Origin of the sequence: Providencia sp. PROV200, from assembly GCF_049901995.1 — a bacterium.
Taxonomy (GTDB): domain Bacteria; phylum Pseudomonadota; class Gammaproteobacteria; order Enterobacterales; family Enterobacteriaceae; genus Providencia; species Providencia rettgeri_E.
In genome coordinates this window covers 3,457,533-3,480,331 of sequence record NZ_CP096307.1, presented here as the reverse complement: position 1 = coordinate 3,480,331, position 22,799 = coordinate 3,457,533, and the positions used below count along the sequence as shown (strand labels likewise).

The 22,799-nt window shown below is 43.3% G+C and carries 23 protein-coding genes; 15 read left to right on the top strand and 8 right to left on the bottom strand.

Annotated features, from left to right (window positions below; all coding sequences use genetic code 11):
- Positions 1-43: 43 nt before the first annotated feature.
- The 7 genes from ureG to M1E86_RS15875 are packed head-to-tail and all read right to left on the bottom strand — an operon-like array spanning position 44 to position 5,060.
- Complete coding sequence (ureG, locus tag M1E86_RS15905) at positions 44-661, bottom strand: urease accessory protein UreG (RefSeq protein ID WP_125890373.1); 618 nt, start codon at positions 659-661, stop codon at positions 44-46.
- Between the two features lie 9 nt (positions 662-670).
- Positions 671-1,336 (bottom strand): urease accessory protein UreF, encoded by a 666-nt coding sequence (locus tag M1E86_RS15900; RefSeq protein WP_213913081.1) that lies wholly within the window; start codon positions 1,334-1,336, stop codon positions 671-673.
- Positions 1,337-1,357: 21 nt separating this feature from the next.
- Positions 1,358-1,840, bottom strand: coding sequence for an urease accessory protein UreE (gene ureE, locus M1E86_RS15895; protein ID WP_213913080.1), 483 nt, complete (start codon positions 1,838-1,840; stop codon positions 1,358-1,360).
- A 22-nt stretch (positions 1,841-1,862) separates the two neighbouring features.
- Entirely contained in the window at positions 1,863-3,566 is a 1,704-nt protein-coding gene (gene ureC, locus M1E86_RS15890; RefSeq protein WP_102137871.1) for an urease subunit alpha, read from the bottom strand.
- Positions 3,563-3,892, bottom strand: a complete 330-nt coding sequence (locus M1E86_RS15885; protein ID WP_213913079.1) for an urease subunit beta — start codon at positions 3,890-3,892, stop codon at positions 3,563-3,565. Before M1E86_RS15885 ends, ureC begins: the two co-directional genes overlap by 4 nt.
- 8 nt (positions 3,893-3,900) lie before the next feature.
- Complete coding sequence (locus M1E86_RS15880) at positions 3,901-4,203, bottom strand: urease subunit gamma (RefSeq protein ID WP_004908484.1); 303 nt, start codon at positions 4,201-4,203, stop codon at positions 3,901-3,903.
- Positions 4,204-4,223: 20 nt separating this feature from the next.
- Positions 4,224-5,060, bottom strand: coding sequence for an urease accessory protein UreD (locus M1E86_RS15875; protein ID WP_125890369.1), 837 nt, complete (start codon positions 5,058-5,060; stop codon positions 4,224-4,226).
- A 447-nt stretch (positions 5,061-5,507) separates the two neighbouring features.
- Here M1E86_RS15875 and M1E86_RS15870 point away from each other — a divergent pair, with 447 nt between their 5' ends.
- The 7 genes from M1E86_RS15870 (at position 5,508) to M1E86_RS15840 (ending at position 13,573) form a co-directional block, all read left to right on the top strand.
- Positions 5,508-6,365, top strand: a complete 858-nt coding sequence (locus M1E86_RS15870; protein ID WP_248466993.1) for an AraC family transcriptional regulator — start codon at positions 5,508-5,510, stop codon at positions 6,363-6,365.
- Between the two features lie 249 nt (positions 6,366-6,614).
- Positions 6,615-8,159 (top strand): ABC transporter substrate-binding protein, encoded by a 1,545-nt coding sequence (locus M1E86_RS15865; RefSeq protein WP_285316157.1) that lies wholly within the window; start codon positions 6,615-6,617, stop codon positions 8,157-8,159.
- On the top strand, positions 8,159-9,127 hold the full coding sequence (locus M1E86_RS15860) for an ABC transporter permease (protein ID WP_125890366.1): 969 nt from the start codon (positions 8,159-8,161) through the stop codon (positions 9,125-9,127). The genes M1E86_RS15865 and M1E86_RS15860 overlap by 1 nt, the downstream gene beginning before the upstream one ends.
- Positions 9,124-9,936: an ABC transporter permease gene (locus M1E86_RS15855; protein ID WP_125890365.1), complete on the top strand. Its 813-nt coding sequence runs from the start codon at positions 9,124-9,126 to the stop codon at positions 9,934-9,936. Before M1E86_RS15860 ends, M1E86_RS15855 begins: the two co-directional genes overlap by 4 nt.
- Positions 9,930-10,706, top strand: a complete 777-nt coding sequence (locus tag M1E86_RS15850; protein WP_213913077.1) for an ATP-binding cassette domain-containing protein — start codon at positions 9,930-9,932, stop codon at positions 10,704-10,706. Before M1E86_RS15855 ends, M1E86_RS15850 begins: the two co-directional genes overlap by 7 nt.
- A gap of 14 nt (positions 10,707-10,720) precedes the next feature.
- On the top strand, positions 10,721-11,320 hold the full coding sequence (locus M1E86_RS15845; protein ID WP_213913129.1) for an ATP-binding cassette domain-containing protein: 600 nt from the start codon (positions 10,721-10,723) through the stop codon (positions 11,318-11,320).
- Between the two features lie 195 nt (positions 11,321-11,515).
- Positions 11,516-13,573 (top strand): TonB-dependent receptor family protein, encoded by a 2,058-nt coding sequence (locus M1E86_RS15840; protein ID WP_319862173.1) that lies wholly within the window; start codon positions 11,516-11,518, stop codon positions 13,571-13,573.
- 39 nt (positions 13,574-13,612) lie between these two features.
- Here the strand turns inward: M1E86_RS15840 and M1E86_RS15835 are convergent, their stop codons facing one another.
- Positions 13,613-14,329 (bottom strand): Crp/Fnr family transcriptional regulator, encoded by a 717-nt coding sequence (locus tag M1E86_RS15835; RefSeq protein ID WP_213913075.1) that lies wholly within the window; start codon positions 14,327-14,329, stop codon positions 13,613-13,615.
- Positions 14,330-14,424: 95 nt separating this feature from the next.
- Between M1E86_RS15835 and M1E86_RS15830 the strand changes: the two genes are divergently transcribed.
- From M1E86_RS15830 to M1E86_RS15795, 8 genes are all read left to right on the top strand, one after another.
- Positions 14,425-15,513: an ABC transporter substrate-binding protein gene (locus M1E86_RS15830; RefSeq protein ID WP_319862170.1), complete on the top strand. Its 1,089-nt coding sequence runs from the start codon at positions 14,425-14,427 to the stop codon at positions 15,511-15,513.
- Positions 15,506-16,525: a FecCD family ABC transporter permease gene (locus tag M1E86_RS15825; RefSeq protein ID WP_213913073.1), complete on the top strand. Its 1,020-nt coding sequence runs from the start codon at positions 15,506-15,508 to the stop codon at positions 16,523-16,525. The genes M1E86_RS15830 and M1E86_RS15825 overlap by 8 nt, the downstream gene beginning before the upstream one ends.
- Entirely contained in the window at positions 16,522-17,262 is a 741-nt protein-coding gene (locus M1E86_RS15820; protein WP_213913072.1) for an ABC transporter ATP-binding protein, read from the top strand. The genes M1E86_RS15825 and M1E86_RS15820 overlap by 4 nt, the downstream gene beginning before the upstream one ends.
- A gap of 36 nt (positions 17,263-17,298) precedes the next feature.
- Positions 17,299-17,664 carry a cupin domain-containing protein gene (locus M1E86_RS15815; protein WP_102137856.1) on the top strand — a complete coding sequence of 122 codons (366 nt, stop codon included), beginning with the start codon at positions 17,299-17,301 and terminating at the stop codon, positions 17,662-17,664.
- Positions 17,665-17,677: 13 nt separating this feature from the next.
- A complete protein-coding gene (locus tag M1E86_RS15810; protein WP_213913071.1) occupies positions 17,678-18,448 on the top strand; it encodes a class I SAM-dependent methyltransferase in 771 nt (256 codons plus the stop codon).
- 213 nt (positions 18,449-18,661) lie between these two features.
- Positions 18,662-20,863, top strand: coding sequence for a TonB-dependent siderophore receptor (locus M1E86_RS15805; protein ID WP_213913070.1), 2,202 nt, complete (start codon positions 18,662-18,664; stop codon positions 20,861-20,863).
- Between the two features lie 83 nt (positions 20,864-20,946).
- Positions 20,947-22,047 carry an ABC transporter substrate-binding protein gene (locus M1E86_RS15800; protein ID WP_213913069.1) on the top strand — a complete coding sequence of 367 codons (1,101 nt, stop codon included), beginning with the start codon at positions 20,947-20,949 and terminating at the stop codon, positions 22,045-22,047.
- 420 nt (positions 22,048-22,467) lie between these two features.
- A complete protein-coding gene (locus M1E86_RS15795) occupies positions 22,468-22,767 on the top strand; it encodes an HdeA/HdeB family chaperone (protein WP_125890353.1) in 300 nt (99 codons plus the stop codon).
- Positions 22,768-22,799 lie beyond the last annotated feature (32 nt).

Genomic DNA, 22,799 nt, shown 5'->3' with positions numbered 1-22,799 from the left:
TGAAAATGCCCTATAGATAAAACCTATAGGGCGCTCAAATTTATTAACGCCTTAACATGCCTTTATCGATAATAAACTCGATAATGGTTTCTAAGCCGACTTGTTTCTTCAAGTTAGTGAAAACATAGGGTTTGACTGGGCGCATTCTTGCGGTATCGGCTTCCATCACTTCTAATGAAGCCCCGACATAGGGTGCAAGGTCAATTTTGTTAATCACCAGTAAATCGGAATGGGTAATACCCGGGCCGCCTTTACGTGGGATTTTTTCCCCTTCAGCGACATCAATCACATAAATGGTTAAATCAGCCAGCTCTGGGCTAAAGGTTGCGCTCAGGTTATCGCCGCCGCTTTCCACAAAGACGATATCAAGGTTTTTGTGGCGCATGGCCAGTTCTTCAACTGCCGCTAAGTTCATTGATGCATCTTCACGAATAGCTGTGTGAGGGCAGCCGCCAGTTTCAACACCAATAATGCGGTCTGCATCTAATGCTTCGGCACGGGTTAAAATTTTGGCATCTTCTTGGGTATAAATATCATTGGTGACAACAGCAATTTGGTAAGTGTCGCGCATGGCTTTACATAACACTTCTAATAATGCGGTTTTCCCTGAGCCGACCGGCCCACCGACACCAATTCTTAAGGGTTGATTATATTCTTGCATAGCATTTTCTCATGAACGAAAAAGTCGTGTGTATTGGGTTTCATGCCGACTACTGGCAATAATTTGTGCAGGTGTAAAACTGCCAATATCTTCTAAAGGCCATGTGGCCGATTGCGAGACAATGGTAGGAATGCGCTCGGTTAGGGTGAACAAAATATGTTGCCCCGCACTTTGGCCGAGTGGAATGAGTTTAACACCCGACATCACGGTGTTTTCCAGCCAGCCCCATGCATAGGCGTTACAGAGTTTGTCGATATTAATATTCCAATTGACTGCGGCAAGGGCAAACGCCATAAGCTGCGTTTGTTTAACGCAGGTCAATGTGGTTGTATCAAGCTCAATACCCAGTTGAGGCAGCAAGCGGGCAAAAGCAATCCCTCGTTGGCGCTCCTCTAACCGCAGTTCCTTGGTTTCACGGCTGGCAATGATAAATTCACACCAATAGGAGACTTTTTCCATATCAGCACTTAATAAGTGGGCGTGAATTTGCCGTAAAACAGGGAGTTCCAATGTCGCAATCGCATGGGTCATTTGCGCTGTTAACCAGCTTGCTAGCGTTTCAGGCGTGGTTACCCAGCCTTTTTCAATGGCCCACTCTAAGCCTTGGGAATAGGTAAATGACCCAACAGGCAAAGACGGGCTGACTAATTGATATAAACGTAAATCCGCTAACATGGATAAACTTCCCAAATATAATTAATGGTGATGATGGTCATCATGATCGTGATGATGGTGGTGATGCCCACCGGATGAACCACCATAAGCCCCCGGTTCTGGTTGGTATTTTTCCAAACCCACACTGACGGTCGCGCCAAGCCCTCGTGCCATATCATCTAGGACATGGTCATGGAAGTAACGACACCAGCCAGCTTCGATTTGCAGTGGAACGTGACGGTTACCTAAGTGATAACAAACACGGGCAAGCAACAGAGCGTCATCGCTGTAAACGGTAGAAACTTGCTCTTTCGCCGCTTCGATGGTGACTAGCTCACCGTCTTCAGTAGATAAAACGTCGCCTTCCTTCAGGATGGTTCCGCGCGGCAAAAATAGCCCCGCTTCTTGACCGTCGCTCAAGGTGACTTTTAAGCGGCTCTTTGTGCGCTCATCCATAGTCAAACACAAGGATAACTCGGTGTGTGATGCTTGGTGGCTATCTATAATTTTAATGAATTTTTTCATGTTCTGGCTCTTTCGTCGGGGGTCAGAATAAAAAGTAACGCTGTGCCATTGGCAGCTCAATCGCAGGTTCACAAACTAATGGAATACCATCGGCTTTTACGATGTAAGTCTGCGGATCCAGCTCAATATGTGGCACATAACTATTGTGGATCATGGATGCCTTACTAATATTTCGGCAGCCTTCCACACGACCAATTTTGCTCTGTAAACCGAGTTTTTCAGGCACGCCGGCATCAATACCCGCTTTCGACATAAAAATCATCGACGTTTGGTATTTGGCTTTACCTAATGTGCCAAACATTGGGCGGTAGTGCACAGGTTGAGGCGTTGGGATAGCCGCGTTGATATCTCCCATAGGGGCATAAGCGACCATGCCGCCTTTCATGATCAAGGCAGGCTTAATGCCAAAAAAGGCGGGATCCCACAAGACGATATCCGCGAGTTTTCCTTTTCCAATTGACCCAACCTCATGGGCAATGCCGTGGGCGATAGCGGGGTTAATGGTGTATTTTGCCACGTAACGTTTGATGCGGTTATTGTCGTTTTCTGGTGTATCGCCTTCTAAAGTTCCGCGCTGTAATTTCATTTTATGAGCGCATTGCCAAGTACGAGTAATCACTTCACCAACACGCCCCATGGCTTGTGAGTCCGAAGACATGACTGAAATGGCGCCCATATCATGCAAAATATCTTCAGCGGCGATGGTTTCACGGCGAATACGGGACTCAGCAAAAGCCACATCTTCAGGAATAGATGGGTCTAAGTGGTGGCAAACCATCAACATATCCAAATGCTCATCAACGGTATTAATGGTGTATGGCATGGTTGGGTTAGTTGACGCAGGCAGAATATTGGGCTCGCCCACCGATTTGATCACATCAGGGGCATGGCCGCCACCAGCACCTTCGGTGTGGAACACGTGGATCACGCGCCCAGCGATGGCTTTTACGGTTTCTTCATAAAAACCGCCTTCGTTTAATGTATCGGAGTGGATGGCGACTTGGACATCCATTTCATCAGCCACATTCAAGCAGTTATGGATAGCCATCGGGGTCGCACCCCAGTCTTCGTGGATTTTCAATCCGATAGCTCCCGCTTCAATTTGTTCGCGGATAGCCTCGGGTTTACTCACGCAGCCTTTGCCAAACAAACCGACATTAATCGGCAGCTCGTCCACGGCTTGTAACATGCGGTACATATTCCAAATACCCGGCGTGACGGTCGTGGCATTGGTGCCTGCGACAGGGCCGGTTCCTCCACCAATAAAGGTGGTGACGCCAGACACTAAGCCTTCTTCAGCTTGTTGTGGGCAAATAAAGTGAATATGGGTATCAACACCACCCGCGGTGATAATTTTACCTTCGCCTGCAACCACTTCAGTACCGGGGCCAATCACGATATCGACATTCGGCTGCACGTCAGGGTTGCCAGCTTTACCAATACCCGCAATGCGGCCATTTTTAATGCCAATATCGGCTTTAACAATGCCCCAATGGTCGAGAATAATGGCGTTGGTGATTATCACATCAACGCATTGGTCGCTGGTTACTTGGCTTTGTCCCATACCGTCACGAATGACCTTACCGCCACCAAATTTGACCTCTTCACCATAAGTCGTAAAATCTTTTTCAATTTCTAAAAATAATTCTGTGTCTGCTAAGCGTAGGCGGTCACCCGTTGTTGGGCCAAACATATCCGCATAGGCTTGCCGTGAGATGGTTTTCATGATGATTTCTCACTCTCTAATTTTCCCATGATCTTGCCATGGAAACCGTAAATTTCTCTTTTACCGCTAAATGCGACTAACTCAACAGTGCGACTCTGTCCGGGCTCAAAACGAACAGCCATTCCCGCTGGGATGTTTAAACGAAACCCAAGCGTGCCTTCACGTGCAAATTTTAGCGCTTCGTTTGCTTCGTAAAAATGGTAGTGAGAGCCAATTTGTATCGGGCGGTCGCCTGTATTTGCAACGAGGATTATTTGGGTTTCTCGACCTGCATTGAGTTCGATGTCACCTAAATCTTGATTGACTTTAATTTCACCGGGGATCATGTTGCCACCTATACAATTGGGTCGTGGATAGAAACCAACTTTGTGCCATCAGGAAATGTACATTCCACTTGGATGTCTTTGATCATTTCTGGCACCCCCTCCATGACCTGCTCTGCTGTTAACACGGTTCGACCTTCGCTCATTAACTGGGCAACCGTTTTACCATCACGGGCGCCTTCCATAATCGCACAACTGATTAGCGCGACGGCCTCAGGGTAATTGAGCTTTAATCCACGGGCTAAGCGTCTTTCTGCGACGAGACCTGCCGTAAAAAGTAATAATTTGTCTTTTTCTCTTGGGGTTAATTCCATTTTTTGCTCCTAAAAAACGTTTACGTTGCCCAAATACGCGGTGGCTCAGGACAATAACCTAACCAGTATTGTCTTGTTGCCTGCCAAATATGGGCAAAACAGGCCATTATTGGCTCGGTTTGAGAGCCTAATAGCCGCAAAACTAAAATACCGTCCACATCAGTTAGCCCATACTCAAGCGGCCTAACATCGGTAGAGAAAAAACAGGCTAAGCTATCTTGAAGTTCTGCTTTCAATTCATCGCTGGCGGGGTAGATATATAAAGAGCCGAACATGGGAAACTCACGCATGACGGCCGATTGTTTTTGAGAACCATTGATAAAGATAGATTCCGCCAAGGTGAGCTTGTCATCAATATAAAACTGCAAGCGCCCCCGAATATTGCCGTTGTCGAATTGTTCGTTTAATACAGGGCGGCCTAAACACTGGATTTCCCAGCCGATAAATTTTGATGAACTGGTGATCCGCACATGGGTCTCTATGTGAACTTGCGCCTCAGGGAAAAAAATGTTTTCTTGAGGCAACCATTCTAAGAACCCATTAGGTGCCACCGTTAAGGTTTGTACTTGCCGCGCAACACCGCCCGCACTGCGATAAAATTTTGTTGCTCCAGGCGTGGTCAATAACGCATGGGCATGTGGTTGAACATCAATATTGATAAGAAGTTTATCCCCCCCGACAACGCCACCGGGTGGATGAAGTAAATACGTGTGTGCAATGCCTTGCTCGGGGTAGAATGACCGCTGAACCATTAAAGGGCCGATATGTTGTTTATCCGTTAAGCGGGTGACGCCACGTTTTAGTTCATATCGTAAAAAGATTTCAGCTAACCAGCCTGATCCTGAAAAATCAGACATACTTTCTCCTGCAACTTAGTCAACTAAAAATACGCGAACATGTTTAGCTATACCCCTAACAAAAATTGGGTACTTATGATGTAAAAGCTAATGCAAGTAGGGTAGGGTGTGAGTGAATACCAAAATCATTATTATTATGCAGCGTTATCGGCTGCATGTGTCTGCCGCGCGATTCTACACCTTATATCGAAAATTGCCTTTCAATTAAACAGCATTTTATTTAGAAAATATAACAACCATCAAAATAACAGTAAAAAATGAGCGTATATCTATATTGCGATTTCAGCGTAACAGGACTATATTCTCAGCCGCACTGATATGGGGTTGAGATGTTTTACGACGTGACTTTATATCGATTCAACAATCCCTTTTCTTGGGAAGTCATTCTGACATTAACGGCAGTTTATAGAGATTATGGAATATAAATTTTTTCTTTCGGAAAGCCAAATGGTGTTAAAAGCGTTTTATATTGAAAATGCGATGATAGCCATGCTGACGGGCGCGAAAGGAAATGTTGTGATCAACGGTCAATCCATTGAAATTGAAAGCGATGTCACCTTAATTATTCCTAAATATAGTCAAGTTTCTTGCAATATTGTGTGTAATACCGTGAAGCAGCCGCTTGAATTGCACACATTGTCGATGTCGGCAGATGAATTACAACCGGTATTTTTATTACTGAAGACCTTAATGAAGTCGGGTGCGCCTCTGACTAGCCACCAACCCATTTACCATGTGTCTCCCCCAGAAACCGTGAGAGATAACTTTAGTTTATTAAAACAATGCTTACCATTAAAAAAACAGAGTGAGTCCCAAGAAGCATTGCTAATGAGACAGAGCCTATATTTTATTTTAATGGCGATATATCAAGATGGTATCGATATTCTAAATCTTTTTCGCTTCAATTATGATGAGCCGAAAAATCAAGCGATTACCCATTTGATCACTCAAGAACCGCAAAAAAAATGGCACTTAGAGGATGTCGCGAAAGCGTTATTTACCACGCCATCCACTTTACGCCGTCATTTGAGCCGTGAAGGGGTGTCTTTTCGCCAATTACTACTCGATGTGCGAATGGGAATGGCGCTGAATTTTTTAACCTTTTCAAATTATTCTGTTTTTCAAATTAGTCACCGCTGCGGTTTTGGAAGCAATGCTTATTTTTGTGATGTCTTTAAGCGAAAATATAATATGACGCCTTCTCAATTTCGGTTGCAATCAAGGCAGTCGAACGACCCGAATTTTATTACCAATTTGTCCTTGCACTCTAACCCGATTGAATTTGACAAAGAAATTGATGGGTAATTGTTAAGGCAGGTCAAACAGGGGCTCAATTTTTACCGTTTCTTGATTAAATTCGAGGTTCTCTTGATATAGCGCCTAGCAATCAGGACGTTAAATTTAATATAACTCATATTTGCTACCTTACACATAGTGAATATCTCACCGATAGCGGCATCAATGACAATAACGACATTGATGATTTGAAATAAAAAATAAAACCTGTCTATAGAGGGATGTATGATTAAAAATATCGTTGCAGCCGTGTGCCTGATGGGGCTTACACTGCAAGCACAAGCGGTAGAGCCTGCTCAGTCACAAACCTTACGTTTAGCCATTGGCTCAGAGCCCACTGAAGGTTTTGACCCAATGCTTGGGTGGAGCCACGGTAGTTATTTACTGTTGCATAGCCCATTACTGAAACAAAAAGCGGATCTTTCATGGCATAGCTATATGCTTGAAAGCTATGAACATAATGCCGATGGTAAACAATGGACGCTCAAACTGAAAAAAGGCTTAAAATTTTCCGATGGCTCACCATTAACCGCCAAAGATGTGGTTTTTACCTATAACAATGCCGCAGCCAGTGGCGGCAAGGTGGACATGGGCAACTTTGCCAAAGCAGAGGAAATCGACCCTCTCACCGTAAAAATCACGTTATCTTCCCCACAAAGTACTTTTGTGAATGTATTAGGCTCGTTAGGAATTGTTTGTGCCGATAAATATGATGCGAAAACCTACGCACATAACCCGATTGGTGCAGGCCCTTACCGTTTAGTCGCATTCCAACCGGGGCAGCAACTGATTGTTGAGCAAAATCCATATTATGCAGGGCCAAAAAATGATTTTGGTAAAATGGTCTTTGTTTTCCTTGATGAAGATGCGGCCTTTGCTGCGGCACAAAGCAATCAACTGGAAATCGTCCGTATTCCCGCTGCGGTAGCGGCAAATGCCAATAATGTGAAAAATATGAAATTGGTTGAACGCTATAGTGTGGAAAATCGCGGTATCTCTTTCCCAATTCCACCTGCGGGCAGTAAAGATGCCCAAGGTAACCCTATTGGTAACGACATCACTTCAGATGTTGCTGTCCGTAAAGCGATTAACTATGCACTTGACCGTAAACTATTAGCAGGATCCGTATTGGAAGGCTTTGCGGTGCCAGCTTATACCGGTGTTGCAGGGCTGCCATGGAATAACCCAGACTCTGCTTTTAAAGATGGCGATCTTGAGAAAGCGAAATCCATTTTAGAAGAGGCAGGGTGGACGCTAAACAAAGATGGCTTAAGGGAAAAAGACGGTAAAGTGGCTAAGCTAACCTTATGGTATGCCAGTGGTGATACCACACGTCGAGACCTTGCTCAGGCAATCCGTTCAAGTTTAAAACCCATTGGTATCGAAATGGATTTAAAATCGGGGAGCTGGGAAACCGTTGAACTCAATATGCATGCGAATCCAACACTGTTTGGTTGGGGAAGCTTAGACCCGATGGAGATTGTCCATAATTACAGCAGCAAGGCTGCGGGTGTTGGCTTTTACAACCCGGGTTATTATAAAAATGCTGAAGTCGATCAATTGATTGAAAAAGCGTTAGCGCAAGCTGACCAAGACGCAGCGATCCCGTTATGGCAACAAGTGGATTGGAACGGTAACACGGGGGTGGGTATTAAAGGTGATGCCCCATGGGCTTGGTTGATGAACCTGCAACATATTTATTTACTGAATAATTGTGTTGATTTAGGCACCAGTGCCCCTGAAATTCACGGCTCTTGGTCAGTGTTAAATAATGTCGATGAATGGGCGTGGACCTGTCAGTAATGCGAACCGCACTTGGGCTTTTATTGCGATTTATTTGTTTATTAACCGTAACGGCAGCAGGAATTTTTATCCTGCTGAGTTACTCGCCTATCGACCCAATAAAAGCCTATATCGGCAATGACTTACTGCACGTACCCCCTGAGCAATATGCGCTCATTGCTGCTCGATGGGGGCTTGACCAACCACTGTGGGTTCAGTTCTGGCGCTGGTTTTCACAAGTCTTACAGGGGGATTTGGGCTATTCCATGCTCTATAATACCCCAGTAATTCAAGTGATTGCTGACCGCCTTGTGCCTTCTTTAGCCCTACTTATTAGCTCTTGGCTGTTCTCTGGCGTTGTTGGTTTTGCGTTGGGTTTGGTCGCGGGGCGTTATTTAAACCGCTGGCCAGACAAACTTATTTCAACGTTATGCTATTTACTTGCTTCAATTCCTGTTTTTTGGGTGGGTTTACTGTTGTTGTCTCTGTTTGCGGTGACATTACAGTGGGCGCCGATATGCTGTGCTTGGCCGATAGGCTTGGATGAGCAAACGGCAACATTTTCACAAAAACTTCATCATCTGGTTTTACCTGTCATTGCGTTGGGTATGTTAGGCGTCGGCAATATCGCATTGCATACACGTGCCAAAGTGGTTGAGGTGATGAGCAGTGAATTTATTCATTATGCACAAGCCCAAGGAGATAAAGGCTGGTCGATGATAGGCTTTCATGTCCTAAAGCATGCCATCACCCCCGCAATTTGTTTGCAGTTTGCTTCTATTGGTGAATTATTGAGTGGGGCATTATTAGCAGAAAAAGTATTTGCCTATCCAGGCTTAGGTCAGGCGACGATTGATGCAGGGTTACGTGGAGATATTCCCTTGTTGATGGGGATCGTGATGTTATGTGCTGCGCTAATATTTTTTAGCAATACGATAGCCGACAGCTTGCTAAAAAAAGTGAATAAGGGAGTGATGAGGTCGTCATGACATATAACCCGAATCGTGCTTTGCTTAAGTTAGCTTTCTCATTGCTTTTATTGGTCATCGTCAGTATCTATGCGTTTGGTCTCTCCCTCAATGATATTGAAATGAATTTACTCGATAGGCGATTGCCACCGTCGTGGGCACATCTATTTGGGACAGATAATTTAGGGCGTGATTTATTTGCCAGAACTTTTCAAGGTGTGGCAACCAGCTTGCAAATCGGCCTTATGGCGGCCATTACCAGTGGTTTTATTGCGCTTGTTATGGCCGGATTATCTTCAATAAGCAAAGCCATGGACTATATGGTACGTGGTATTATTGATGCCATGTTGGCATTACCCCATCTTTTATTGCTGGTATTGATTTGTTTCACGTTGGGAGGCGGAAAAATGGGGGTTATTTGGGCGGTTGCACTAACGCATTGGCCAAAACTCGCCTTAATTTTACGTTCGGAGTTACAACGAGTTAGCCAGTCAGATTACATTATGTTATCTCAACGTATTGGTAACAGTGCATTTTATCGCTGGCGCTATCACTATTTACCCATGATTTTGCCGCAATGGATGGTCGGGACGTTATTAATGTTTCCCCACGCAGTATTACACAGCGCAGCATTAAGTTTTTTAGGTTTTGGTTTATCGCCCCATGAGCCCTCACTGGGCATTTTATTGTCTGATGCATTGCGTTATCTCAGCACAGGAGCGTGGTGGCTGGTGGTCTTCCCTGGCGTTGCTTTAGTTGGGTTAGTGTTATTATTTGACCAATTCGCCAAAGCCTTACAACAGTTATGGTTGAAGGGGGCCGTATGTTGAGTCTTGATAATCTCACCGTGGATGTCGCGCAATTTCGTTGGTTAGGGCGTAAACGTTGGTCGCCGTTACTGCAAGGGATTTCATTGGATATTCAGCCCGGTGAGATGGTTGCATTGGTAGGTGGGAGCGGAGAAGGTAAGAGCTTGTTATTACAGAGCGTTTTGGGGTTGCTTCCCCATAATATGCGCTGTCGTGGCGGTATTCACCTTAATGGTAAAAAGCTGACTGAACAAAACAAAGCTCAGCATCGTGGAAACGCATTATGTTATATCCCTCAAGGGGTTAATGCGCTTAATCCGTTAATTCGTATCGGCCCACAATTAGAACGTGCCGCTGTGTTAAGTGGGCAGCATATTAAAATGCACGATGTCGCACGGCATTTACAGCAATATAATCTGCAAGGCTCATTGGTAGATAGCTACCCAAACCAGTTATCCGGTGGAATGGCTAAACGGGTACTCGCCAGTAGTGCGACACTCTCGCGCGCGCAATATATTTTAGCGGATGAAATTTCATCATGGCTGGATGATGACCATGCCATGCAGCTACTCGAAAACATTAAATCGCTCTGCCACGATGGCCGAGGTGTTTTATGGGTCACCCATGATTTGTCCATGGCAGTGCGTTTTGCTGACCGTATTGCCTTATTGCGTAACGGAGCGTTAGAAGACGTGTTAAGTAGCCAAAAGCTACAACAAGGTGGTGGTGGTCAATGGCTGCAGTCGTTGTGGAATGCGTTACCAGAACATCAATTTATGGCAAGTAAATGAGTATCACTGAACCTATTTTCCAAGTAAATAATTTATGCATTGAACAAGGTGGCCGACGGCTGTGGGATGGCTTTAGCATGTCACTGACTAGCGGTGAACGCCTTGGGATCTCTGCCCCCAGTGGTTTTGGTAAAACTACGTTAGGCCGAGTATTCGCTCAGTGGCAGCATGCAACCCAAGGAACCATTTTGTTTGAAGGGAAACCGTTACCTCAGCAGGGTTATTGTCCTGTTCAATTAGTCCCTCAGCACCCTGAAAAAAGTTTTAATCCATACCGTACCGTAGGGGCGAGCTTATCTGATGCATGGCAACCGGATGCAGATTGGCTGGATCAGTTTTCAATTAAACCTACTTGGTTAGAAAGGCGACCTAGTGAGTTATCCGGTGGTGAACTCGCCCGAATTGCGTTACTGCGAGCCCTTGACCCGCGAACAAAAATTTTAATTGCCGATGAGGTCACCGCACAATTAGACGCTAATTTGCAAAAAGAGATTTGGCAGTTGTTAGTGAAATTATCCGAAGAGCGACCACTAACAATGGTTATTTTTAGCCATAACAAAGCGTTATTAGAGAAAGTGTGTAGCCGTATTTGGACTGCGAATACACTACTATGAAATAAAATGGGTTATTAATTCTTTGATACCCACAGTAACTTAAAGTGCCACTTGGCTAATTACATGTGTGATTAGCCTGAAAACGAAGTTCACTCTAGGCATTTTTGACAAATGTCATAGGGATATCAATTCCCATCCTCTATTTTAAATCCCTCAAATGAAAATGATAACCATTACTATTATTGGGGTGAATATATGTCTTATCGTTTAAAACGGCACCAATTGGCGCATTGTATTGCACTCACTTTAGGCATCGGATCTTTGGCGACACCAATTGTGTTCGCTGCACCAGCAGTAACAGCAGATAAACTGATCGTCACGTCTTCAACAGGGCAAAGCCGCTTGGTACCGAGTGAACAGCAAGAAAAAGATAAACTCGAAAAAGTGGCAGGCGGAACAAATTTAGTGGTTATCGAAAAAGAGACTCGCCTTGCGACCTTACAAGATGCTCTTGATTACCAGCCAGGGTTGGTTATCCAAAATTTCTTTGGGGGGATTGACCAGCCACGTTTGAATATTCGTGGCTCAGGCGTGCAAAGTGCACCGCTTGCCCGTGGTGTGTTGCTGCTCCAAGATGGTTTACCTGCAACGGATGCAGATGGCAGTTTTCATATCAGTACCTTAGAAATGCGTGATGCGCGGATGGTGAGTGTGCGCCGTGGTGCAAATAGCCTAAACCCACAAAGCAACAGCCTCGGTGGTGAGCTCGACGTCCTTTCTTACACAGGCAGAAATGAACAAGGCCGCCTACGCTATGAGTATGGCTCCCATGGGCGTGAAGGGTTACAAACTGCTTTCGGCGGTGTTTCTGACGATGGGGTATTTGATGGCCGTGTTAATTTCACTTATGACCATTTTGATGGTTATCGCAAGCACTCCGCTTCCCAACGTAAAACGTTACGCAGCAACTTTGGCTATGTGACCGATAACTTTGAAAACCGAACTTGGTTGAGCTGGACAGACTTTCGCTTTGACGTTGCGGGGCCAGTTTCTGAAGAGGTACTAAATAATAACCCAACGGATGTGTACCCGATGGTATGGTTGCGTGACCCACACCGTAATGTTGAGCAATTGCGAGTGGCTAACCGCTCTGACTGGCAAGTGGATAACCAAGCGATTGGCGCAGGAGTTTGGCACATTCGTACCCATGATAATTTTATCACCCCCGCATACTACCGCTTTAGTCGCAGCCACAGTGAAGGACTGCAATTTACCTACAATATTGAGACTGAACCCGTTACTTACCGCACGGCACTTGCTTGGGATCAAATGACCCTACAAACCGAATTAATGCAAAATCGTAAAGGGACACCCGCAGACAAAACAAAAATAGGCAAATATGACGGGCGAGCTGAAAACCTCTACGGCAGTGTTGGGGTGGATTTACATATTACGCCAACCGTGACAGTTAATTTAGATGTCAAAGGCACGCATGCACGCCGTGATGTGGAAAAACGGCAAAGCCATTTGTCGTTAGACCAAAGTTGGACATTTTGGACACCAAAAGCGGGTGTTATTTGGCGCCCAACAGAAAGTCAGCGCTACTTTGCCAATATCAGTGCGAGTGAAGAACCAGCGACATTTTGGGAAATTATTAACTCCAGTAATGGAAAATTGACGAAACTTTCACCACAAAAAGCCATCACTTATGAAATTGGAGGGGAAGGGGATGTCACGGATGGGTTGAAATGGAACTTAGCGCTGTATCGTAGCCAAATTAAAGATGAGTATATCACCACTTATGACAGTGCGGGGACTGTTGTGGGCGTGTTTAATTATGCCGCGAAAACGCGCCATCAAGGCTTAGAAGCAGGGCTTGCGGGACGCGTTGGCGCAGGGCCGGGAGATATTAATTACCGAGTTTCTTGGACTTATAACGATTTTCGCTTTATGGGCGGAGAATATAATGGCAACTATATCGCGGGTATTCCACGCAATATTGTCGCTGCCGAGGTGTTATATGAAATTGGGGACTGGAGTGTTGGACCGAATATTCATTGGGCGCCAACCGATATGGCAGTTGACCACCAAAACAACCTTGATATTCAAAAACGTAAACATTATGCCGTTCTGGGACTTAAAGGCAGTTATAAGCCAACAGAACAGTGGTCTGTGTATTTGTCGATGGATAATTTAACGGATGAACGTTATGCGACAACATCGGTTGCTAACCAAACTGTCACCGCAAAAGACAGTACCTTATTCCCCGGTATGGGGTTTAATGTGAATGGTGGCGTAACCTATAATTTCTAATAATAAATAAACGCATTAATCTTGGTTAATGCGTTATGCCTAAAATGGACGCTGTGCAGAAATAGATAATTGCGTTAAGTAGTTTTCATTATGGATATGCACAGTGTCTTTTTCGATATCAATAAACCCTTTTTGCCGCCAGCCAGAAACCAACCGGCTGAGTGTTTCGTAACGTATGCCTAATTTAGCCGCGAGCTGGCCTCGTGATAAAGGCAAAATAATATTTGAAGTCAATTGCTTGTGTTTTAAATCAAGGATATAAGCGGCTAATCGTTGTTCAGCAGAGCTTGAGGTTAGCCAATCGATATGGTTAATGTTTTCATACAGTTTGCTACTAAAACGCATGAGTAATTTTTCCATAATCTGTGGGCAAGCATGGCAAAACCGCAGAATATCGCGTTTATCGAGTAGCAAGGCTTCACCGTCGGTTTTCGCTCGTAAACTCATCGGATAGCGATTGTGCGGCATAAAAACCGCGGCGATGGCAACGATTTCCCCTGTGCAAAATAAACCGAAAATTTTTTCCTCGCCCAGATAAGTGTGGCGGTACACCTCGATTTGCCCGCTTATCATTAGGGGGCAATGTTTGAATGGCTCCCCTTCATGATTCAGAATTTCACCGCTTTTAAAGCGAATATGGCCACAATTTTCCAGCAGCAATGCCAGTTTTTCATCTTCCACCCCATTAAATAGCAAGCACGATTTTAGGGCATTGAGCGATTGTGTATGGGGGAAAACGTTTTTGACAAATGTCATAGGTCATCCTCTTACGTCGTCTTAGAATGGCCTAAGTATAAATGATAATCATACACATTATCAATTGAGATGTTAGCAGAGAGCTGAATAACCCTATGATAAATAATGCTTTTAGACTCGCCGCTGTTTTTCTAACTATTGGTGGGATGACCAATGCAAGTGCATCACAAGCCGTTGATTTCAAAGATATGTCGGGTGATGAAATTCATTTGTCAGCCCCTGCAAAACGTATTGTCGTGATCCCGATCCCTGCCGCTTCGATGTTAGTTGGTCTGGATGAAAGCAGTGAAAAATTAGTCGGAATGCACCCTTTTGCAAAGGTTGCCGCTCGGGATGGCATGCTAAGCCAAATGTTTTCGCCAGTTTTACAGGTGAATTCAAATGTTGTGGGGAACAATTTCACGCCAAATATTGAAGCGTTACTTAATGTCGAGCCCGATCTGGTATGGCAATGGGGACACCGAGGGGATGACATTATCTCACCAATGCGAGATGCGGGGTTGACAGTCGCAACACTCGATTATGGGCAAGAAAGCTATACGCAAGAGTGGATCCGTTTAATGGGGCAAACACTTGGCCATAATGATAAAGCACAAAAAATGATCCAGTGGCGTCAACAAGTTGTCGATACGCTCTCGGCAACCACCGCTAAAATTCCTGAATCTGAACAGCCACGAGTTTTATATCTTTCACATTTTAATCAAAGCATTCAAACGTTTGGTTCAACATCGCACAACAATGCGGATTTTGCTCTGGCGGGAGGGGTGAGTTTAAATCGTGACCTAACTGGGCCAAGAACCCTTAATATTGAGCAAATTCTGGTTTGGGATCCTGACATTATTCTGTTGGGTAATTTCGAAGAGGGGTTATCGCCAGCTGACGTTTATCGTAATCCTATGTTAAGTGAAGTCACCGCAGTGAAAAACCAGCGCGTGTATAAGCTCCCCATTGGTGGTTTTATCTGGGATGCACCAAACCAAGAAACCCCACTCTACTGGCAATGGTTATCGATGATTTTTCACTCAGAAACGATGAAAATGCCATTGAGGGAAGAAATTCGCCTGCGATATCAGCAACTTTATGGTTATGACGTTTCGGATGAGCAAATAGACGGCATATTACAAATGGAGATGAACAAAAACAGCCAACACTATCTTTCTTTAATGGGGAAACCGCATGCGTAGGCCCCAATATCTTTGGCTTGTTTTCGCTATTTGCCTATTGTTGACTTTCGTTTTGGCACTCAGCTGTGGCCGCTACCCAGTTTCGTTTTCCGCGGTTTGGCATATTCTCTATGACACCATTTTGGGTAACGAAATGATGGGGGACTATAGTCGTACAGAACAAAATGTTGTACTGAGTGTACGTTTACCCCGTGTTCTGATAGCCGGTACAGCAGGGGCGGGGTTAGCCGTTGCGGGGGCGGCTTTGCAGGGTATTTTCCGTAACCCATTAGTTGGGCCACAAATTATTGGTGTTTCATCAGGGGCCGCACTCGGCGGGGCTTTAGCCATTTTATTATTTTCCTCTTTAGTTATCACCATTTCATTCGCTTTCATCGGTGGGTTGTTGGCTATCGTACTGGTTTTTTTACTTGGTTTGAATCGCCAAGGCAGCCAGCTATTAATGTTGATCCTTGCTGGAGTCATTATTAATGCTTTTTTTGCTGCATTAATTTCGTTAATTACCTATTTTGCAGACCCAAACAACACGTTACAAACCATTGTTTTTTGGCTTATGGGCAGCTTTGCCAGTGCGTCTTACCTCAAACTCAATATTGTTTTTCCGGTTGTGCTGGTCTGTGTTTTGGTTATTTTTGCGCTGCGTTTTCGTATCAATGTGCTGTCCCTTGGGGAAGAAAATGCACAAGCCTTAGGGATGAAAATCAATAGAACCCGTTGGGCGGTGTTACTCAGCGTTACTTTGATCACCAGTGCGACAGTAGCGGTATCCGGCACTATTGGCTGGGTAGGGCTAATTGTTCCCCATATTGCACGATTAATAGTAGGGCATGACCACCGAATATTACTGCCTGCCAGTGCCGTCATTGGTGGGATTTATATGGTGGCTGTTGACACTTTCGCACGCAGTATGACCAATGCAGAAATTCCATTGAGTGTGATCACCGCCCTGATCGGCGCCCCCATTTTTGCGTTACTTATCCACACATTAAATAAAAAGGTGGCCGATTTATGATCCAAGTTGAACACCTTAATTTCAACATTGCCCAACGCCAATTATTTACCAACTTAAGTTTTCGGCAACCAAAAGGCAGTATTGGCGCAATCTTAGGGCCAAATGGCCGTGGTAAAACAACCTTATTAAAGCTCTTACTCGGCTTACAAAAAGGGGCAACGGGCAATATTTTATTGAATGCACCGGTGGCTTATGTTCCACAGCTTAGTGGTTCACTGTTTCATTACTCTGTTCGCACAATGGTGAGTCTCGGGCGTATTCGTCATTTGCCTTGGTATGCCTCACCTAATGAAAAAGATCACCAAATTGTAGAGCAGTGCTTAGCGTACTTAGGCATAAGCAAGTTTGCGGACCAGCCTTTTAACTGCCTCAGTGGCGGAGAAAAACAGATGGTCATGATTGCGAGAGCATTAGCCAGTGAACCAGAAATCCTGATCCTTGACGAACCGACATCCGCATTGGATCTCGCCAACCAAGACAGTGTGCTCAGCGTATTACGTGACTTAGCCATACACCGCGGAATGACTATCTTGTTTACGAGTCATTATCCACAACATGCGCTGCATATTGCTGATTATTCACTGTTGTTATTTAACGGCAGCGGTTGTTTATTTGGTGAAACTGAACACATTTTAACGGAAAAAAACCTGTCACAGCTGTACCAATTACCCGTTGCAATTACGCCAATGGATTATCAAGGCCGGCAGACCCAAGGGGTTATTCCGCTATTTAGATAACTGAATGAAAACGATTGAATTAAGGAATATTAAACGATGAGCAATAACACAGTAAGCAGTAACACGATTACACCCGCAGAAGCGCTGATTATCAACCAGTTAATTAATTATACTGAACAGGGGATTGCTAGCCGTGTATTAGCGAAGAATGGCGGGGGAAATATCACCTTATTTGCTTTTGATAAAGGCCAAGCGCTATCTGAACACAGCGCCCCTTTTGACGCTATTGTAATGGTTGTTGAAGGGAGTTTACAACTCACCATCGAAGGAAAGCCTGTGATGGCTAAACCGGGGGAAATCGTCAGAATGCCCGCTAATATTCCTCATGCGGTAGATGCGCTAGAGCCCGCAAAAATGTTGTTAGTTATGTTACGTGAGCCTGAAACGGCTTGTACACACTAGCTTGGAGGAGCGAATGGACCAATCATTTACCGCCCATGAAGCCGGGCACAAATTTTTAGCGCGCTTGGGGAAAAAACGTCTACGCCCAGGGGGAAAAGAAGCTACTGAGTGGCTACTTAGCCAATCAGGGTTACATAAGAACAGCCAAGTCCTTGAAGTAGCCTGTAATATGGGAACCACCGCCATTGAAATAGCCTCCCAATTTCATTGCCATATTACGGGTATTGATATGGATAAGCAGGCGCTCGCTCAGGCACAAAAAAATGTGGCGAATAAAGGGTTAACCGATTTAGTGACAATCCAAATGGCGGATGCATCAAAATTACCATTTGAAGATAACAGCTTTGATGTGGTCATTAATGAAGCCATGCTGACCATGTACGGTGATAAAGCGAAAGCGAAGTTATTGCAGGAGTATTATCGAGTACTAAAACCGGGGGGCTGTCTATTAACCCACGATATTGCATTTAAGGATGCCCAAGCGGTACAAAATGTGGTTTCTCAAATGCAGCAGGCAATTAATGTCAAAGCGCAGCCATTACCTGAGACACAATGGGTGGAATTATTTCAACAAGCGGGTTTCCAGCAAGTGCTCTCTCACACCGGGCCAATGACATTATTATCCCCAAAAGGGCTGATTTACGATGAGGGCGTTTTCGGTGCACTAAAGATTGTCCGTAATGCACTGAAAAAAGAAAATCGCCCCCAATTTTTGCGTATGTTCCGTCATTTTCGGCAAAATCGTGGGAAATTGAATTATATCGCTGTCGTTAGTGTGAAGTAATTAATAGGAAAACTTTGCGCAAGGATGCGTGATTAGTACTGAATAACCTTTCATTTCTTGCTGTTAATAATAATAATTCTTATATTTATCTTGATTCTTAGTTACTGTTGTTAATAATTATTTGATAAAATAATAAACAGTAATTTAATTATATATTGTGATTTATTTTTATAATCAATAACAGCGATTTTAATAATGTAAAGGTTTAATTTAATGAAAATAAAGCATTTATTTATTATCTCCCCTTGCTTTCTACCCTTTTTTTCTCCCTCCGTATTTGCTGCTGATAAAAAAGAAGAATCCATAACCGTATCCGCTACGCGTGGGTATAAATCAGTTTCAGAAATGGCACAAACCACATGGGTGATTGATAATGCTGAAATTGAACAGCAAGCTGAAGGTGGAAAAGAGTTAAAAGATATTTTAGCGCAGCTTATTCCAGGAATGAGTGTCAGCGGCCAAGGGCGGACAAACTATGGCATGAATATGCGTGGCCGTTCAATGATTGTGATGGTGGATGGGGTACGCCTTAACTCTTCTCGTAGTGATAGTCGCCAATTAGATTCCATCGATCCTTTTAATATTAACCATATCGAAGTTATTTCAGGTGCTACGGCGATGTACGGTGGCGGTAGCAGCGGCGGCTTGATTAATATTGTGACGAAAAAAGGCCAAGAAGAAAAACAAGTTTCCCTGCAATTAGGTGGAAAAACAGGCTTTAACAATGGTAAAGATCACGATGAAAATATTGCTGCAGCAGTAAGTGGTGGTAATGAGAATGCTCACGGACGTGTTTCTGTTGCTTATCAACGCTATGGTGGTTGGTATGATGGTAAAGGTAATGCGATTAATATCGATAATACCCAAACAGGGTTACAATTTTCTGATCGCTTGGATGTGATGGCGTCAGGCACTATCAAAATCGATGAAAAACAACAGGTTCAAGCTGTTTATCAGCATTATAAAAGTGAGTCTGATGGTAAACACGGCCTCTATTTAGGAAAAAATTTTTCCGCGGTTAAAGGGCAAGGTGAAGCTTATAACAGCAGTAAATTAAGTTCTGACCGTTTGCCGGGAACTGAGCGTAATTTGCTCAATTTACAATATTCAAATGCAGATGTATTTGGGCAGGATTTTGTTGCACAGGTTTATTATCGTGATGAATCACAAAAGTTTTATCCCTTCCCAACTCTGACTGGCAAAGATGTTACAAGTATCAGCTCATCGGATCAAAAAACCAATTTTTATGGAACCAAGCTGACGTTCAATAGCCAACCTATCGATGAATTAACGTTAACTTATGGTGTGGATGCAGAGCATGAGCAATTTCGCGCGAACCAAATGTTTTTTGATTTAGATAAAGCGAAAGAATCCGGGGGAATGGACTTAACTAAAGCTTTCCAAATTGGCCGCTATCCAAGCTATACCACGACGAATATGGCGACATTTTTACAAAGTAGTTATGACATTACGCCAATGTTCACATTAAGCGGTGGTGTGCGTTATCAGTACACAGAAAATAAAGTGGATGATTTTATTGGTTATGCACAGCAAGAAGCCATTGCTAACGGCAAAGGTAAATCAGCCGATGCAGTACCGGGTGGGAAAACGGATTACAACAACTTACTGTTTAACGCAGGGCTGCTGGTTAACCTAACCGAAGAGCAACAAACATGGTTTAATTTCTCTCAAGGTTTTGAAATTCCTGATATTGCTAAGTATTACGGAACTGGTGACTATGCGAAGACTCCAGATGCCAATGGCCACTATCATCTAAATAAAAGTGTTAACATTAATGATACCAAGGTAAAAGGAATCAAGGTTAATTCCTTTGAGTTAGGATGGCGCTATACAGGGGAAAACCTGCGCACGCAAGTTGCTACCTATTATTCATTATCTGATAGAAGCTACGGCATTAATAAAGATGACATGAGCATCTATATGAAAACCGATAAACGCCGTATTTATGGGGTTGAAGGCGCGGTGGATTACTTCTTTGCTGATTCAGATTGGAGTGTAGGAAGTAATTTCAATCTACAAAAATCAGAAACTAAAGTGGATGGTAGCTGGGAAAAATGGAGTGTTGACTTCGCGAGCCCGTCAAAAGTGAATGCTTATATTGGTTGGGAACCGAATGATTGGGCACTACGCTTACAAAGCCAACAAACGTTCAATTTAACGGATGCGGCTGGTAAGAAACTTGATGGCTATAATACCGTTGATTTATTAGGAAGTTATATGTTGCCAGTGGGTAAAGTCAGTTTTGCAGTTGAAAACTTACTGGATAAAAATTACTCCACAATTTGGGGGCAACGAGCACAAAGCTTATATAGCCCTAAATACGGTGCTGCAAACCTGTACGATTATAAAGGCCGTGGTCGAACCTTTGCTCTGAATTACAGTGTGACGTTCTAGTTGGATGTTTTAGTCAAAAATAAGCCACTTCACAGTGGCTTTATTCATAGCAACCTCTTTAAATTTAAGGTAAAAGATTTTCCATGAAATTATTTCTCACAGGATTATTGTGCATATTAAGTCTTTGGGCACAGGCAAAAACGCCGACGGTGATCACTGACTTACAAGGCCGTGAAGTCACCGTTAATCTTCCCGTTGAAAAGTTATTTCTGGTGGATAGCCGTGATATTTTGTCCGTGGATATTGCTGCGGGTAAAAGAGGGATATCCAGTATTGCGGGTTGGAGTGATTCACTTACACAGTACGCACCAGATTTAAAACAAGCTTATTTCAGTGTGTTGCCTGAATTAGGCCAAATTCCAACGTTAAAGAAAACTCGTGAAGCCGGCCTCCAAGTTGAAAAACTGATCGAGCTAATGCCTGATGTGGTAATTATGCATAAGGCTAATTATGGCGCGATGCGTGATAGCCAAATTTTACCGCAACTTGAAGCAGCTGGTATCCAAGTCATTTTTATTGATTTTCGAATGGATATCGCGAAAAACACGCCAAAAAGTATTTTATTATTAGGTGAGTTATTAGGAACACAAGAAAGAGCGGAACGATTTGCAAAGCTGTACCACGAAAAATTAGATGCGATTGAAAGCCAATTATCTCAACCATTTCCAACTGTCTTGATTGAAGCGAATGCAGGGTTATTTACGGATAGTTGTTGTCAACTTTATGGTCGTTCAGGTTACGGTTCTTTAGCGGCCCTAGCAGGCGGAAATAATCTTGTTGCAGATAGCTTCCCTGCGAAAGGGGCTGAAAGTTCCATTGAGAATATTATTACATTAAACCCAGAATATTATTTACTGACAGGCGCCGATTGGCACAACTTTAATCGTCGCTCGCTCGCAGTAAGCTTAGGATATAATGCAAATAAAGCTAACGTGCAGAAGCAGTTATCAGTATTAATGGATAGACAAGGGATCTCATCATTAACGGCAGTTAAAGAAAAGCGCGTTATGGCGATTTACCATAATTTTTACAACAATCCGATGAATATATTTGCCATTGAAGCTATGGCTAAATTTATGCATCCAGAACGATTTAGCGCATTAAATCCAGAACAAAACTTAGTCGAATTCCAAAATCAATTTACAGAGATCCGAGAAACTGGCGTGTTTTGGGTGAGTTTATAAACAGAGTCATCCTGCGTTTTTTGAAGTATAAGTATCAAGATGGTAAATCATATTTTATTATCGTAGATACTCATTTAAAATTAAAATTTTTAATCAGTTAGATATAATTTTTATATCTAACTGGTCCGTATTTCTTTTGTATAAATGAGCCAATAAAAGACATTGTAGAGATGGAGGTGAAAATAGTATAACTAAATATTTATAGGCACTTTTATAAGTGGATTTCACATAAAATAAATCATTTATTGATGGTCTTATTTTGTTTTTATTTATAGCTGATTATTTTTAATGTTCATTATTAAAATGTTTAACTCAGTATGAAATTAATCATCAAAATTAGAATATATAATTTATATAAATAATATGCTAATAATAGATGGCTACATAATCCTATATTTAAAATTTCCAATGGAGTTCAAAATGAGAAAGGTTATTATATCTAGCGTATTATTTGCTGTATCTACAATTTCATTTAACTCAATGGCAGCAGACAAAAATACGGTTACACCTGAGAATATGACTTGTCAGCAATTTATTAATTTAGATCCTCAAAGCTGGGCACCTATTGCGTTATGGGTAACAAACCAAGAAACGCAATTTAAAGGTGGAGATTATGTTTCACTAACAGAGCAAAGTGTTGCTGAAGTCCCTCAGATTGTTGAGTTTTGTAAGAAAAAACCGGAAGGCACTCTACAAGATTATTTAGCATCTAAGAAATAAAGCAAACTATTATGCCATGGAGGGCATAATAG

What these genes read in the sequence shown, in the direction of transcription:
- ureG (WP_125890373.1), bottom strand. Translation starts at nt 661, where the DNA reads ATGCAAGAATATAATCAACCCTTAAGAATTGGTGTCGGTGGGCCGGTC.
- M1E86_RS15820 (WP_213913072.1), top strand. Translation starts at nt 16,522, where the DNA reads ATGATCCAAGTTGAACACCTTAATTTCAACATTGCCCAACGCCAATTA.
- M1E86_RS15870 (WP_248466993.1), top strand. Translation starts at nt 5,508, where the DNA reads ATGGTGTTAAAAGCGTTTTATATTGAAAATGCGATGATAGCCATGCTG.
- M1E86_RS15865 (WP_285316157.1), top strand. Translation starts at nt 6,615, where the DNA reads ATGGGGCTTACACTGCAAGCACAAGCGGTAGAGCCTGCTCAGTCACAA.
- M1E86_RS15805 (WP_213913070.1), top strand. Translation starts at nt 18,662, where the DNA reads ATGAAAATAAAGCATTTATTTATTATCTCCCCTTGCTTTCTACCCTTT.
- M1E86_RS15885 (WP_213913079.1), bottom strand. Translation starts at nt 3,892, where the DNA reads ATGATCCCCGGTGAAATTAAAGTCAATCAAGATTTAGGTGACATCGAA.
- M1E86_RS15850 (WP_213913077.1), top strand. Translation starts at nt 9,930, where the DNA reads ATGTTGAGTCTTGATAATCTCACCGTGGATGTCGCGCAATTTCGTTGG.
- M1E86_RS15880 (WP_004908484.1), bottom strand. Translation starts at nt 4,203, where the DNA reads ATGGAATTAACCCCAAGAGAAAAAGACAAATTATTACTTTTTACGGCA.
- M1E86_RS15825 (WP_213913073.1), top strand. Translation starts at nt 15,506, where the DNA reads ATGCGTAGGCCCCAATATCTTTGGCTTGTTTTCGCTATTTGCCTATTG.
- M1E86_RS15815 (WP_102137856.1), top strand. Translation starts at nt 17,299, where the DNA reads ATGAGCAATAACACAGTAAGCAGTAACACGATTACACCCGCAGAAGCG.
- M1E86_RS15860 (WP_125890366.1), top strand. Translation starts at nt 8,159, where the DNA reads ATGCGAACCGCACTTGGGCTTTTATTGCGATTTATTTGTTTATTAACC.
- M1E86_RS15795 (WP_125890353.1), top strand. Translation starts at nt 22,468, where the DNA reads ATGAGAAAGGTTATTATATCTAGCGTATTATTTGCTGTATCTACAATT.
- M1E86_RS15840 (WP_319862173.1), top strand. Translation starts at nt 11,516, where the DNA reads ATGTCTTATCGTTTAAAACGGCACCAATTGGCGCATTGTATTGCACTC.
- M1E86_RS15875 (WP_125890369.1), bottom strand. Translation starts at nt 5,060, where the DNA reads ATGTCTGATTTTTCAGGATCAGGCTGGTTAGCTGAAATCTTTTTACGA.
- M1E86_RS15810 (WP_213913071.1), top strand. Translation starts at nt 17,678, where the DNA reads ATGGACCAATCATTTACCGCCCATGAAGCCGGGCACAAATTTTTAGCG.
- M1E86_RS15855 (WP_125890365.1), top strand. Translation starts at nt 9,124, where the DNA reads ATGACATATAACCCGAATCGTGCTTTGCTTAAGTTAGCTTTCTCATTG.
- M1E86_RS15900 (WP_213913081.1), bottom strand. Translation starts at nt 1,336, where the DNA reads ATGTTAGCGGATTTACGTTTATATCAATTAGTCAGCCCGTCTTTGCCT.
- M1E86_RS15835 (WP_213913075.1), bottom strand. Translation starts at nt 14,329, where the DNA reads ATGACATTTGTCAAAAACGTTTTCCCCCATACACAATCGCTCAATGCC.
- M1E86_RS15800 (WP_213913069.1), top strand. Translation starts at nt 20,947, where the DNA reads ATGAAATTATTTCTCACAGGATTATTGTGCATATTAAGTCTTTGGGCA.
- M1E86_RS15830 (WP_319862170.1), top strand. Translation starts at nt 14,425, where the DNA reads ATGATAAATAATGCTTTTAGACTCGCCGCTGTTTTTCTAACTATTGGT.
- ureE (WP_213913080.1), bottom strand. Translation starts at nt 1,840, where the DNA reads ATGAAAAAATTCATTAAAATTATAGATAGCCACCAAGCATCACACACC.
- ureC (WP_102137871.1), bottom strand. Translation starts at nt 3,566, where the DNA reads ATGAAAACCATCTCACGGCAAGCCTATGCGGATATGTTTGGCCCAACA.